Source organism: Paraflavitalea sp. CAU 1676 (assembly GCF_029223285.1).
Classification (GTDB): domain Bacteria; phylum Bacteroidota; class Bacteroidia; order Chitinophagales; family Chitinophagaceae; genus Paraflavitalea.
Genome location: NZ_JARHUJ010000006.1, coordinates 37,001 through 51,054, shown reverse-complemented (window position 1 = coordinate 51,054; position 14,054 = coordinate 37,001). Strand labels below are relative to the sequence as shown.

The window sequence follows — 14,054 nt, the reverse complement described above, 5'->3', positions numbered from 1 at the left end:
AGTTCTATTAATGGCAAAACGAGGCTGAACCTGAGGGCCTTACCGGTTCGATACGTAACTCTCTACTGGCAAACGGTTGGTGATTGAACGGGCAAGTGTCATTTCATCGGCGTATTCGAGCTCGCCGCCAAAAGCGATGCCCCGGGCAATGGTGGTTACCTTGACAGGATACGATTGTAGTTTTTTCTGAATATAATAGATCGTCGTATCTCCCTGGATATTAGGGTTCAGGGCGAAAATGATCTCTTCTATTTTTTCCTTCTGCACCCGTTGAATGAGGGCTTCAATATGCAGTTGGTCGGGGCCAACGCCGTCGAGCGGGGAGATGATACCGCCGAGGATATGGTAAGTGCCGCTGAATTGCTGCGTTCCCTCGATAGCGATCACATCACGCAGGTTTTCCACCACGCATACCAGTTCCTGCCGGCGCAGGGAGTTGGAGCAAATGGAACAAATGTCGGCATCGGCCACATTATAGCACCGCTGGCAGAACTTGATCTCCCGGCGCATTTTGGTAATGGCTTCCCCAAAAAGTTCTACTTTTTCCGGTTCCTGCTTCAATATATGGAGCACCAGCCTCAAAGCTGTCTTTTTGCCAATGCCCGGTAGTTTGGCAAATTCATTGACGGCATTTTCCAGTAACGCAGATGAAAATTGCATAACACAAAGATACGCGTTTCGCGGTTGGCCCCATAGCGGGGAATGAAGGCAATATTCGCCGTCTGGATTCGGCAAAAAGCCCTCTGTATACGGTGGGCGTTCACAAGAGATGCACGCCCCGCCTGCATTTCCGCTGCCATCCTTTACCCAGATCTGATCTGTTTTGCAATTTTCGTTTGTTTGTAATCGTTTTTAGACCAATTTTGCTCACCCTAAACCAAAAAGATACATATGAGAACACTTAATGTGTTATTGTGCACAGTTGTTTTACTGTTGATGAATACCCTAACTACCCTGAGCCAAACCAATTATCTCCCTGCATCCATCACCTTCCTCAACGGAACACAGCAAGAAGGCCAGGTCGATTACCGCGAATGGCGCCAAAACCCCCGTAAGATCAATTTTAAAGACGGAGAAGCAGGTCAGGTACGTCAATATACTGTTGCAGACCTAACCTCTTTCCTGATTATCGGAAAAGACTCCTTTGAGCGTGCAGTGGTGAAGAAAGATATGGCACCGGTGACACTTCAGGAAGTCATGGATGGAAAAAACGATACGACAGCAATAGATACCGTATTCCTGAGGATCCTCATGAAAGGACCCGTGGTAGAACTTTACCAGCTGGTAGATGAAAAGCCCCACTATTACACGAAAGACAAGCAAGGTACGTATGAGGAGTTGACCTATAGAGTGTCATACGACAATGTAAGCGCGAGTTTGCAATACAAAAGAACTTTCCGCAATCAACTGCAGCGTTTTTCGATCGGCCACAAAGAAGAGAAAAAACTTAATAGTTACCTTTTACGGGCTAATTATCAGGAACGCGACCTGTTGAGGATCGTTGCTTTGATCAACGATCAGAAGGTCGAGAAAAAGAAATCAGCACCAATTAATTTCTTTGTTGCAGCAGGCCCCACCTTCTCAAACCTGAAAGTTAGTGGACCCAATGAAGCCAGTCGCCTCGATTACAAAAGCAAAGTGGGGTTTACGGGTGGACTGGGTATGGATATTGCCTCTTCAAGAAATCTCCAGGATCTCATTATCCGGGTTGAGTTGTTCTATAGTTCTTTAAGTTATGAAGGTAAAGGCTTTGTTTCCGATTACCTGCCAAGTGGAGCCAATTCTACCTACACATTGAAGCAAAATAACATCACACCTTCCTTGTCGTTGCTTTACAACCTGCTGAGAAAACCTACGTGGAAAGTTTATCTGGGAGCAGGCATTGATTATAACATTTCCTCCTATCCGGAGAACAAGTTAGTTAGAACATGGGTTAACTACGACAAGAAAGCAGAGCTGGACAACTACTTCGACCTTGAGAAATCATGGGTATCTGTGACAGGTCGTGTTGGCGGCATTATCGCAAACAGGTTTGAAGTGTGTGCTACAGCAAATCTTGCCGGAGGGTTCGAACGTTTTAATGGATTATCGATTAAACCGTACACCTACACTTGTAGAGTGGGGTACCGGTTCAAAAAATAAGTAATGACGATTTCCTAAAGGGTAATGTCAATTTCGTTGTCCCAGTTGGCTTTAATGGTCAGCTTGCGCGAAATGGGCATTACCCTTTCTGGTTGAAGGTGCTTACCAAAGAAATCGCCGGGATCCCAAATGCCATTTTTGTTGGTGTCGAATAAGATCCTCAGGTCATATTCGCCGGGTATGAAGAGCTTTGCGTTAAAGGTATTATTGGTAAAGGGGTGACTAAACTTGACCTGATCGCCTTGCACAAACTGTAATACAGGATTCTTGGAAAGATCGAGGTTCGGGAAACGCAAACGAACCAGCCCATAGTCAGCCTCTTTTTTAGTGCGGAACTGGAGCGTATCTGTTCTTGTCAGTTTATGACCCAGTGAATCTTCCGCAAAATCTTTGTCTACGATGAGGTTATAGGCCGTATTCGGGACCCAGGCGTACTGTAAGGTAATTTTCTTGTTGCTGCTATCGGTAATATATCGATAACCGGAAAGGGGCTCAAACTTTTCACTGACAAACTGCACTTTGGTCGAATCGAATGATTTCAAGGGGGCAGCCTTGAAGCTGATCTCCAGTTGACCAAGGATATCCAGCTCCTGGTTGGCCAGGTTGGTTTCAAGCCGCAATCGCTTATCCTGACCCACACCAGCGCCTTTATTAGTGGCCGGCTTAACAACCGGAGCTTTGGGTTTTGCCGTATCTTTTTTCTTTTCTTCTTTTTCCTGCTGTGGGTAAGCGTACAGGGTAAATGATTTTTTTTCGGTGGTGTTGACGAGTGAATCGGCAAAAGCAAACAACTGCCCGCGGTTCATGAACTTCCGCTGGCCACCTTCGTCCTTGAAAACGTACAAAGCAAAAGTGCCGGGAGGCAGGTTGTGGAAAGTGAACTGGCCTTCCTTATCAAGCTTGGTAATATAACGTGGACGCTCCTTTACTACAGCCGAATCGTCTGTTTTCTTATGAAGCGCTGCAATCAGTGTAGAGTCGGGTTTGCCGGTCTCTGCTACGATCACCTTGCCCGAAACGGTCAGGGAGTCGACCGTAGACCCCGTCGTAAAAATGTACGTGAAATCTTTCAGTATATTCCCTTCATTGATGTCCTTGATAGCACTGCCAAAGTTAATCGAGTACGTGGTATTATCCTCAAGGGTATCCTTTATGACAACAGTAAGTGTTTTCAGTTTACTGGTCACCACCGGATTGAGTTTAGGTAAGGGCGAAATCAACAGGTTCTCCTGGATATTATCCGGCGCAGCAATAAACTCATCAAATTCAAATACGATACGCTTGCCGGTAAAATGCCGGGTAGAGTCGGCAGGGCGTACTTCCATCAGCTGCGGGGGCAAAGAATCCTTCGGGCCACCCATGGGGGCAATGATATTTGCACAGCCAACCGTAATAACCTGAAATTGAGCGATCACTACAAGGATGAAAAGAATGGATAATACCTGCTTCATGAATTGTTACAACTTCAATAAGCTGCAAACATAGCTCGTTTGCACGGATTATGGATGAGAGCTTGTATCGAGCCCATATGATTTAACAAAACGGCACCAGTGGCATCCCGGTTTGCCGCAGCCGGTATAAAAATCCCTGTCGCGTATGCGCTCCCACGCAACGGTGAATTGCTGTGTTACGGTCTCAACATCTTCAGGCCCGATAAATAACTTTTCCTTGTGATAAACACCCAGCCTGTCGGGTTCAATAAAATCGAATTCCGCGCTCGTCACCTTCCATTCTTTTTGCTGGTAATTATCCACGAGGATTTTATAAAAAACAGCCTGCCGCCAATAGTCACCACCAAGGGGGCTCGCGGCACGGGGTGGCGATAACCGGTAATCGGCCTTGTCCGGGTCGCCGGTCTTATAGTCCACGAGGTTTACAGAACGGCCATCAAACTCCAGCTTGTCGATCTTTCCTTTTATTGGAACGCCCCTCACCACCACATTCCGGAAATTCCTTTCCACGGTCACAATGGTATTCCAGCGATGTGCATACTGCTCGTAATAGTTCTCGAGTACCTCTCTGCCATAGCCAAGGCGCCGGTCGAATTGCTCCTGCGTGAAACTCGCTCTGCGCCGGTGCATATAACTTTCAAAATCCAGTATAAAGGCCTGTTTGGCGGGAAATGCCTCCTGGTTCGATTGCATCTTCTTAAATAACATTTCCAGGGCAAAATGCACGGCCGATCCAAACTCGGTGGCTTCATTTCTGGGGAAAGGTGTCCGCACCAGGATATTGTAATAGAACTCCAGCGGGCAGCGCAGGTAACTGTTAAGTGCAGTAGCATGCATCGCAAATCGCTGTACCAACTTGTTCTCAATGGCTCTATACGGAGAACTGAGCACAGGGCCCCGGGGATGGGGAAGGGGATAAATGGGGGCAGCGCTTTCATCGGCTGGTTTGGTGTCTGTGTCGTCAGCAGTTTTATAGAGACGCCCCAATGCCACAATCCGACCATCCGGATCTGTGGGAACAGGCAGCGAATCGGCCCAGCTTAAATAAGGGGCGAGGGCGATCAGCTTCAACAATCTGCCCAGGTTGTTAGGTGCGTGCCGGAGGGATTCTTCGGTAATCCAGTTGTGGAATGCGTTTAGGCGGGGAGCGAGCGTCGCATTGTCTGCATGCTGGTCGATATGTTCGGTAATGCCGGTTTCCTCCAGCAGCAGTGAAACCACGTCGGGCACTGGTAACTGCCCAACGAGAGGAATTAGTTTTTCAATAGCATCAGACGCCTTTTTCATTCCGGCAGGGGCACCGGGCGCAAAAAGGTTTTTGGCGGGTGAATGCACCTTTTCATACAATAACCGCCGTAGTGTGGTAATGTGCTCGGTGTATTGCCTGTCGGCCACGTCCAGTGTAAGGTCCAGTATGTCGTTGGGCGCGATCTGGAACCAGGGACCATGCAACAATTCAAAGAGCATAGCCTCGCCGCTGGAAGGTATTTCCTGCTCTGCCACGATGTAGTTAAGCAGTACGATCACCTGTTGAATAAATGGATCCTCCAGGACAGCCAGGGGCATGGACGCTGTCGGAGGGAGTGACTGTATGCCCGGCGACTGCTGGCTCACTATGTGGGTTGGTTGCTGTGTGAAAGACCCGGCAATTTTGAGAACAGGTTCCCGCCTGACCGGTTCATACCGGTTCGTGTCCACGAGCAGCAGGCGGTAGTTATCAAATTCGTGCAGAGCTGCTGTAAGCTTTTCCGTCCATCCGATAGCTGCCGGAAGGGCCGTTGTATCCAATCCGGCCAGGTACGCTTCAATCTCTTCCTGCAGGATTTCCGTTTGCCAGCCTTCCTGCATCATAACCTTGAAGAGCTGATGAAAATTGACGATCTCGAAATAGACATCACCCCGGAATCGCTTGAGGGGATGCCCAACGGGAAACCGGTCGATTAAATGGACAAATAGGCCGATCCTTTCCAGGTCGGATACAGGCAAAAGCGGATGATGCATATCCAAAGTTAAACAGCAGCATATGAAAAGTGACAAATTGCCAGCGATACCCGGGAATTTGGCTCCTGGCTTCATTAATTGGACGTATTAAAGGAGAAGAAATTAGAAACACATTAAAATATGGTTATAGGTCATTAACTATTGATTATCAGGTAAGTTATGGATTCCCGCTTTGGCTGTTTATTCTCATTCGCGGAAAAAATATTCAAATTGGGAATACTTTTTTGGCATTCATACGTTTATATATGTACTATTTAGTCCTTTACAATGAAAAATCAGCATGCCCTCAGGATTTTCGTCCTGGAAGATGATGTTTGGTATGGTTCCATGCTCGAACATTATCTGTCTCTCAATCCAGACTACGAAGTAAAACGCTTCGATAGTTCAACAGCCTTTTTTAATCAACTCCACGAGCGCCCCGATGTCGTTACCCTTGACTATTCCATGCCCGATATGGATGGTAGCGCCGTGTTGAAAAAGATCAGAGAGATCAATCCCGAGATCCAGGTCATCATTATTTCAGGACAGGAGGATGTAGGTACAGCGATCAACCTGCTGAAAAATGGAGCCTTCGATTACATTGTAAAAGACGACGACGTAAAGGACAGGCTCTGGAATTCATTATTGCACGTCCGGGAGATCGTTGGGCTGCGGCAGGAAGTGGAGCAATTAAAGGAGCAGGTAGCCCGTAAATACGATTACTCCAAATTCCTCATCGGCAAAAGCGAGGTAATGGAGAAGGTATATGGCCTGATCGAAAAGGCTGGAAAGACCAATATCACGGTATCCATCAACGGAGAAACAGGTTCCGGTAAAGAAATGGTAGCCAAAGCCATTCACTATAATTCCGAGAGACAGAAGAAGCCTTTTGTGGCTGTGAACGTGGCTGCGATCCCTAAAGACCTTATCGAAAGTGAATTGTTTGGGCATGAAAAAGGTGCATTTACCGGAGCCCTTACCCGGCGCATCGGTAAGTTCGAAGAAGCGAATGGAGGAACACTTTTTCTCGACGAGATCGGGGAAATGGATATCAGTCTGCAGGCAAAACTGCTGAGGGTTTTGCAGGAAAGAGAACTCACGCGGATTGGCGGCAATGAAGTAGTACCGCTCAATGCACGGATCATCGTTGCTACTCACCGTATATTACTGGAAGAGGTTCAAAAGAAAACCTTTCGGGAGGATCTGTACTACCGTCTGATCGGTTTACCGATCGGATTACCGGCTCTTCGTGAACGAGGCAACGATATCATTGTACTGGCCAGGCATTTCATGGATCTTTTTTGCAAAGACAATGGCATTGGAAAGAAAACGCTATCGCAGGAAGCCCAGCAAAAACTATTACAGTATACATTTCCGGGGAATGTACGTGAGTTGAAATCAGTCATGGAGCTATCTGCCGTGATGGCCGATGGCGATGCCGTACTGCCCGAGCATATTACGATCAACACGGTCGCAACGGTGAATGACCTGCTGAGTAAAGAACGGACCTTAAAAGACTTCGAAATTCATATCATTCAACATTACCTGGACAAATACGATAAGGATGTGTTGCTGGTAGCTAAGAAGCTCGACATTGGCAAGTCGACCATTTACCGCATGATACAGGCAGGTGAACTGACCACCAAATAACCGGTAACATGACATCACCCAATTATCAAAGCCTCGCAAAACGCCGCATACTGTTAGCAGAAGACGTAGAGATGAATCAGCAACTGGCGCGACATATGATGCAGAGCTGGGGAATTGAGGTCGATATCGCCGCCAATGGCAAAGTTGCGTTGGGATTGGTGGAGCAAAACGGGTACGATCTTGTTTTGATGGATATACATATGCCCGAAATGGATGGCATGGAAGCTACCAGGCATATCCGCCTGTTGAGCGACCCTTCCAGGGCAACAGTGCCCATCGTAGCCCTTACAGCCAACGCGCTGAAAGGCGACCGCGAGCGATACCTGGAGGCTGGCATGAACGACTACCTCTCCAAACCCTTCAACGAAGCAGATCTATTCCGTATCATATCGAAAAACCTGACAAACATGACGACCACCGAGACCGCCATGCAAACGGACCTCCTGGTAAACGGGCACGCCACCGTGAACAATGTCCTTGAGCAGGACAAGCTGTACAACCTTAAAATGATACAAGACATTGCTGGTGGCGACGAGTCGTTTGTAAGACGGATGCTACAGTTATTCCTGGACACCATGCCGTTGACCTTGCAGGACCTGGAAAAGGAAACCGGCCAGCAGAACTGGCAGCAGGTTGGTAAGCTGGCACACAAACTAAAGTCGACGGTCGACTCAATGAACATTGTACAACTTAAAGAGGTGATCAGGCAAATAGAACAACAGGGCAAGAAGGCTGAAAACATCGATCAGTTACCGATAATGGTAAATCGGGTAACAGAAGTAATGCTGGCCACAGCGGCCCAGGTAAAAAAAGATTACAACCTGTAAAAAACAATGAGGCTGGAGAGCTGTTTAGGATAGACCTATATGAGCGTTCACACGATACGATCGGTTCAACTGATACCCATCTCTCCCGCAACCGCCTGGGAGTTCTTCTCTTCGCCCCATAATCTGCAAGCCATTACCCCGGGCGATGTACACTTCAGGATCATTTCTACACTACATGGCAACAGGATATACCCCGGACAGATCATCGAATACCGGATAAAACCCTTTTGGGGCATCGAGTGGTATTGGATGACAGAGATAACTCATGTAGAAGAAGGCAAATACTTTGCCGATGAGCAGCGTTACGGGCCTTACAGCCTGTGGCATCACCAGCATCATTTCCGCGACGTGCCAGGCGGATTGGAGATGACGGATATCGTTCATTACAAAGTGCGGGGTGGCTGGATGGGCGATATGCTTGTTGGCTGGCTTGTGAAGAAAAAGCTGCGGCAGATATTTGATTTCCGCTATAAGAAGATCGAAGAGCTGTTTGGTAAATGGGAGCAGCACCAATAAAAAAGGGTGTCTCTACTGTAAGAGACACCCTTTTTTGGAAGGAAACCGGTGTGTTAACCGGGGATCCTGGAAATGTATTTTTCGATCTCTTTGATCTGTTTGGCGATTTCGGGGGTCGTAGGTTTCAGGGCCTTGGATTTGCGGAAGAACTCTTTGGCAGCCCGGAACTCTCTTTTGTTCATCATGATATTACACATCTGCAGGTAGGCAGCGGCTTCGTTCTCCTTATCGGGCAAACCTTCGCGGATAGCCTGACGGATGTATTGCTCTCCTTGCTTCAGGTCGCCTTTTTGAAGGGATATCATACCCATTTGCAGCAGGTTGGCGCCTTTTACTTCTTTCATGGGGGTGCCCAGTGAAAGACCTTTCTTCATATTGGCCTCTGCGCCGTCGAAGTCTTGCTTCATCATTGCCAACTGTCCCTTAAAAGTATAGTAGGCAGAACGGATGGGTTTATAGAGCAGGTTGGGGAATTTAACACTATTGAGCACTCTTTCAGCACCTTCGAGGTCGCCGGCTTCCATATGTTCCTGGATAAGGCGGAGCGGGCCGATGAAAAAGTGGCCAAAAATGAGGATGGCGCCTATGAAATAAAGCGGGAAGGCAGGCCAGAAGCTGCTGTAAATATTCGCCACGATACCCAATACCACCAAGGCGATGCCGAGAAACAGGCGGTAACGGATAAGCCAGGTATAAAACTTCATAAATCGTACATTTTTTAGGGGTAGCAAAGATAGGTGGAATTCAGGAGCAGCCCAGCAAATTTGTAAAGGATGCAAAAGGGAAGGTGTGTACGGCCCTAAGTACCTATTTAGCGGTTGTTTCTGAGCATTTTGCCCTTTTTTCAGCTTTACTGCAAATGCAATGCTTTGTTTTCTTATTTTTGGCGCCCGGAATTCAAAAACAAGTCTTTAAAGGCATAGTTTCCATTCCCGGTCCCGTAGTTCAATGGATAGAATAGAAGTTTCCTAAACTTTTGATACAGGTTCGATTCCTGTCGGGACTACAAGCATGACAAGCCCGCTGTAACTCAGCGGGTTTTGTTTTGCCAAACTTATCCCAGTTAGTTAGGCATTCACTTCCATTTTTCTTTTCTCACATTTTGAGCATTTACATCTTTATTAATGCGCTATTCAGCTGTACTGACATGTTACACTCAGCACTGGATAGATAAATAGATGTTGCAATCTACTAAGTCGTGTAACATTTATTAAACCTCTGCGTATAGATAATGAGCGCACATGACCATTTTGAGTTGTGATATAATGATTGATAATTTTTTTACATAGAAAATCGGATATGTTTACCAAACGCTTATTAACCTTCTGCCTTCTATTTATCGGAACAGGGTTTACCTATGGCCAGGACTGCAACTGTAGCACAGCCTTCCAATGGTTGAAAAAGACTTTTGAGGAGAATGATGCGGGATTTAGCTACATACTTTCAATTAAAGGACAGGCTACCTACGATTATCATACGCAGAGAATCCAGGAAAAAATCAATGTGGCAAAAACCAGGGAAGAATGCCTGCCTGTACTGCAGGAATGGTTGCATTTTTTTAGAAAAGGGCATATTTACATCAAAGCGCTTGAAAGAAAAAAGGGAAACGAAAGCCCGGCTCTTGCCAAACATTTAGATACGCTTTCCATTAAAAATCAATTTAAAGATTGGCCACGATTACAAATAACGCTGACTGAATTTGAAAAATACCTGAGCAATAAGAAAACGCAGGACTTTGAGGGCATTTGGGATTCCCCACCTTATAAAATTGCCATTAAAAAAACAGAAAATGGATATAAGGGTATCCTAATAAATAATGTTTCTCCTTATTGGGAATCAGGACAGGTAAAACTGGAAATAATAAAAGAGGGTAATGAGTTAAAGGGGATAGGTTACATGTGCGATCATTCCAAAGCTAAAAGCGACCATATAGAATGTACCGGACAAAATTATTTACAAGTTGCCGGCCTTTGGTTGAAGCGGCTGGCGCCGGTGCTGACTACGGAAACGGAAGTCCAGGACTATTTAACATCACAGAATACCAAAAATCCATATATAAAGCAGTTGGACAAAAATACACTGTATTTCAGAATCCCTTCATTTGATCCGGGCCAGAAAAAGGCAATTGACAGCGTGCTGGACGCGAACGATGAAATGCTGTCAAAAATGCCAAACCTTATTATCGATATTCGAGGTAATGGAGGCGGTAGCGATTTTAGCTTCAGCAATATCATCCCCTATGTAAAAACCAATCCAATATCAACTGTTGGCGTTGAATACCTGAGTACTTCAATGAATAATAAAAGGATGTTGGACCTTATTAATAAACCGGAATACCAAACTTTTTTTTCTAATGAACAAAAGGAATGGATAAAGAAATCATACGATACCTTACAGAAGCATTTGGGAGAATTTGTCTATTTGAACGAGCCTATGAAAGAAAAAGAAGCGGAGGATGCTGCCACAAAAAAAGCATACCCCAAACAAGTGGGTATTATAATAGATGGCAATGTAGGCAGCACAGCCGAACAATTTGTGCTGGCGGCCAGGCAAAGCAAAAAAGTAAAATTTTTTGGAACTCCTACTTTTGGGGCAGTTGATATTTCAAATATGTACGCTGTAAAAGACCCCTGCAACGAATATGAGTTAGGGTATTGTCTTTCTCGCAGCAAGCGAATCCCGCAATATGTTGTAGATGATCGCGGTTTGCAGCCGGATTATTTCATAAGCAATGAAATCCCAGGCTTTAAATGGGTAACATATGTGAAGCAGATTTTGGAACAGTAGCTCTATGAAACGGCTTCTGTTATTCCCAATTAATAGGAATCATGTGGCTAATGATCACCTGTATGCTCAGCCGCCACGAGTGTCTCCCAGACCCCAAAAAGAAAAAATACGACGTAAAAGCACGAGCGTTTACTTGTAATCTCCCTCGAATCTTTCGATAAGTGTCAGTCTGAGTTGCATTCGGGGAAAATCCTGCCTATTTTGATAGCCACCCTAAACCAATATTAAATGAAAAAGTTTGCACTCAGTCTCTTGTTATTGGCAATTGTTGCTATTGGTAATGCCCAACTGCAATCCCCATTTAAGCCCTTTAAAGTAGACCTTAGTTTGGGTTATGCGATTCCTGGCGGAACGGGCGCTAAAGGAGGCGTTTTATTTGCGCTTGAACCTAAGTACGAAGTAATTCCCAATCTTTCAGTTGGGCTTCGTATGGAAGGGGCAGTTATGGCCCGTGGAACCGTAGACGCAGATGGAAACGCGGCAGATGTCGACGTAAAAGCTGCAGGATCTTATTTGCTTACCGGTGATTATTATTTCACACAAAACACGGTTCGCCCGTTTGCAGGTCTTGGCCTGGGTATTTATTCGCTGGCGGCCGCCTCTGCTAATACAAACGGGACTACTGCCGCTGGCGGCGCCGGGTCTAAATTTGGCGAAATGGTCAGAGTAGGCGTTGAGCTTAGCCACTTCCGGATCGGTTTGGAGTATAATATTGTTCCGTCTACGAAACTTGAAACTATTGACCCCACGTCAGAAGGTAAATCCACGTATACAACTAAAAACGGCTATTTGGGTATCAAGCTTGGGTTTTGCATAGGTGGTGGAAAACGATAGGCGTACAGAATCATATAAAAGATTATCCTTGTAGGATATCAAGTAGAAAAGGTCAGTAATGCTGACCTTTTTCTCTTTGACATCGAAATAAATTCGGTGTAACACAGTAATTGCCCCGTAAACTTTTCGAAATGATCGGGGAGACCAGCATTAGCGTAGGTAAATGCAATTAATTCATGCACAAATCGTCGTTCACCATAACAAATGCGCTGTTAGCAAGTCGTGCTTCTTGCTTCCAGAGTTTTTTTAAGGTCTTCAAGCCTTTGCCTTACGTTGCCTTGCAAATTCTTCCTTATTAGTCCTGTCGCTAAGTTAAACGGAAATCTAAGTTGAAATGAATATAAAAATATTACTTCTGTCAAATCAGTTTGTATTTCCTTAAAAGTCCAGGAACCTAAAAATGATTTAAACATAAAAGGACCTTTTGTCATTCTGATTGCAGTTGCTTTTGGCCTATTAAATGAAACGTATTCTGTCACCATTCCAAGGCCATTTTTGGCAACGCAATACGCCTTGACTCCTTTGCCTGCGGTTGTAGCCCCTTCAATTAGGTCGGCCTTTTTTAAAAAAGTGTCCCAGGTGAGTCTTTGTTTATAATCTTGCGTATAATCAAACACATACTCAGGACTGCATTTGATTTCCTTTTTTTCAGTAAACTTGATGCTTTCCATTTCACTCGTTATTCCTAAAATTCTAAAAATCTTCGGGTCTGAAAACTGTTCAATGCTAACGTTTGCATGCCTTAAGGCGTTTGTGTAATTTTTACAATTTATTGTTTTTATTGAATTTATGCGGGTTTTTTGTTATTGGTGGATATAGCCCGCATCCGGTTTCTTTTAGATTACCTATCTTTCCATAAAGCCTTCGTTCTTGCTTTTGCTGCACCATAACCTTCACCCGGCCTTGCAATCGTTAGTGGTTGACATGTTCCTCCAGCATCTTCAGCTGCCTGAGGGTCAGAACCCGATTCTTTGTCCTTTTCCCCCCACGCCATTGCAGTTCCTGGTCTTTTATCTGGATGATCTGGTGACAACTAAAAAACATGGCGACGGTGAATCTAAAACCAGGGGGCGATGTATAGTGGTTGGACCGCAGGCAACCAGGATGAACCTGCTGGTACGTCGTAGCCATAAAGCCTTTGTGATTACGTTTCGGCCCGGCGGACTTTACCGTCTATTAGGCATCCCCCTGTATGAATTATACGATGATGGCTTTGAAGGCAGGGAATTGATGGGACCGGAAATTGAAAGCCTTACCAATCAAATCCTGGAAGCAGATACATTTTTCAACATGACGCAAATTGCCGAAGCGTTCCTCCTTAAAAAACAGGCGTCCATAAAACCATTGCTTCCATTAGATGCAGCCCTTCAACAATTGATAGATGTAAACGGCATGTTGGCCATCGACGATGTTGCCGCTTTATCCTGCTTAAGCATGCGCCAGTTTGAACGAAAATGCAAGGAGCGGCTTGGTTATTCGCCAAAGTTCATGGCCCGGCTGGCACGCTTTTCCAACGCCTATCGCCTGCGCGAGCAGCAACCATCCTGGAGTTGGACTTCCATCGCCCATGAATCAGGTTATTATGATCAGATGCATTTCATACGTGACTTCAAGCAGTTTGCAGGCATCACACCAACAGGGTTAGACCGGGAGATGGCTTTTCATTCCATTCGGCTGCAGGCAAATGTCAAGATCTGAAAGATGTCGTTTCTGTACTATTTACCATGGTACACCTCAGATAATTTTGAGTAAAAAGAAACATGAATTCCCTCACCAACATTAGTTCATTAGTCATTTTGCTTCTAATAATGGGCTCTTCCTTCGTGGGCAGATCTCAATTCCAGGACCTCGATTCCCTGGATACCCG

12 protein-coding genes and 1 tRNA gene are annotated in these 14,054 nt (G+C 45.6%); 8 read left to right on the top strand and 5 right to left on the bottom strand.

Going from position 1 to position 14,054, the window contains the following annotated elements:
* Positions 1–39 precede the first annotated feature (39 nt).
* Complete coding sequence (gene recR / locus P2H89_RS19845) at positions 40–660, bottom strand: recombination mediator RecR (RefSeq protein WP_275830087.1); 621 nt, start codon at positions 658–660, stop codon at positions 40–42.
* Positions 661–891: 231 nt separating this feature from the next.
* Here recR and P2H89_RS19840 point away from each other — a divergent pair, with 231 nt between their 5' ends.
* On the top strand, positions 892–2,142 hold the full coding sequence (locus P2H89_RS19840; RefSeq protein ID WP_275830085.1) for an outer membrane beta-barrel protein: 1,251 nt from the start codon (positions 892–894) through the stop codon (positions 2,140–2,142).
* Between the two features lie 14 nt (positions 2,143–2,156).
* Here P2H89_RS19840 and P2H89_RS19835 read toward each other — a convergent pair whose 3' ends face one another.
* Together P2H89_RS19835 and P2H89_RS19830 are read right to left on the bottom strand one after the other, a co-directional pair.
* Positions 2,157–3,593, bottom strand: coding sequence for an Ig-like domain-containing domain (locus tag P2H89_RS19835; RefSeq protein WP_275830083.1), 1,437 nt, complete (start codon positions 3,591–3,593; stop codon positions 2,157–2,159).
* A 48-nt stretch (positions 3,594–3,641) separates the two neighbouring features.
* Positions 3,642–5,594, bottom strand: a complete 1,953-nt coding sequence (locus P2H89_RS19830; protein WP_275830081.1) for a PD-(D/E)XK nuclease family protein — start codon at positions 5,592–5,594, stop codon at positions 3,642–3,644.
* Between the two features lie 267 nt (positions 5,595–5,861).
* Here P2H89_RS19830 and P2H89_RS19825 point away from each other — a divergent pair, with 267 nt between their 5' ends.
* From P2H89_RS19825 to P2H89_RS19815, 3 genes are read left to right on the top strand one after another with little or no spacing between them, the layout of a single operon-like run.
* Positions 5,862–7,223, top strand: a complete 1,362-nt coding sequence (locus P2H89_RS19825) for a sigma-54 dependent transcriptional regulator (protein WP_275830079.1) — start codon at positions 5,862–5,864, stop codon at positions 7,221–7,223.
* Positions 7,224–7,231: 8 nt separating this feature from the next.
* Positions 7,232–8,050 carry a response regulator gene (locus P2H89_RS19820; RefSeq protein WP_275830077.1) on the top strand — a complete coding sequence of 273 codons (819 nt, stop codon included), beginning with the start codon at positions 7,232–7,234 and terminating at the stop codon, positions 8,048–8,050.
* 39 nt (positions 8,051–8,089) lie between these two features.
* On the top strand, positions 8,090–8,566 hold the full coding sequence (locus P2H89_RS19815; protein WP_275830075.1) for an SRPBCC family protein: 477 nt from the start codon (positions 8,090–8,092) through the stop codon (positions 8,564–8,566).
* 53 nt (positions 8,567–8,619) lie between these two features.
* Here P2H89_RS19815 and P2H89_RS19810 read toward each other — a convergent pair whose 3' ends face one another.
* Complete coding sequence (locus P2H89_RS19810) at positions 8,620–9,270, bottom strand: hypothetical protein (protein WP_275830073.1); 651 nt, start codon at positions 9,268–9,270, stop codon at positions 8,620–8,622.
* 230 nt (positions 9,271–9,500) lie between these two features.
* Between P2H89_RS19810 and P2H89_RS19805 the strand changes: the two genes are divergently transcribed.
* From P2H89_RS19805 to P2H89_RS19795, 3 genes are all read left to right on the top strand, one after another.
* Positions 9,501–9,572, top strand: a tRNA-Arg gene (locus tag P2H89_RS19805).
* Between the two features lie 293 nt (positions 9,573–9,865).
* Positions 9,866–11,353, top strand: coding sequence for a S41 family peptidase (locus P2H89_RS19800; RefSeq protein ID WP_275830071.1), 1,488 nt, complete (start codon positions 9,866–9,868; stop codon positions 11,351–11,353).
* Positions 11,354–11,581: 228 nt separating this feature from the next.
* The gene (locus P2H89_RS19795) at positions 11,582–12,187 is read left to right on the top strand and encodes a hypothetical protein (RefSeq protein ID WP_275830069.1); all 606 of its coding nucleotides are present in this window, start codon (positions 11,582–11,584) and stop codon (positions 12,185–12,187) included.
* Between the two features lie 212 nt (positions 12,188–12,399).
* Here P2H89_RS19795 and P2H89_RS19790 read toward each other — a convergent pair whose 3' ends face one another.
* Positions 12,400–12,858 carry an SRPBCC family protein gene (locus tag P2H89_RS19790; protein ID WP_275830067.1) on the bottom strand — a complete coding sequence of 153 codons (459 nt, stop codon included), beginning with the start codon at positions 12,856–12,858 and terminating at the stop codon, positions 12,400–12,402.
* A 199-nt stretch (positions 12,859–13,057) separates the two neighbouring features.
* On the opposite strand from P2H89_RS19790, the gene P2H89_RS19785 reads away from it, so the two are divergent.
* A complete protein-coding gene (locus P2H89_RS19785; RefSeq protein WP_275830065.1) occupies positions 13,058–13,885 on the top strand; it encodes a helix-turn-helix domain-containing protein in 828 nt (275 codons plus the stop codon).
* The last annotated feature ends 169 nt before the right edge of the window (positions 13,886–14,054 follow it).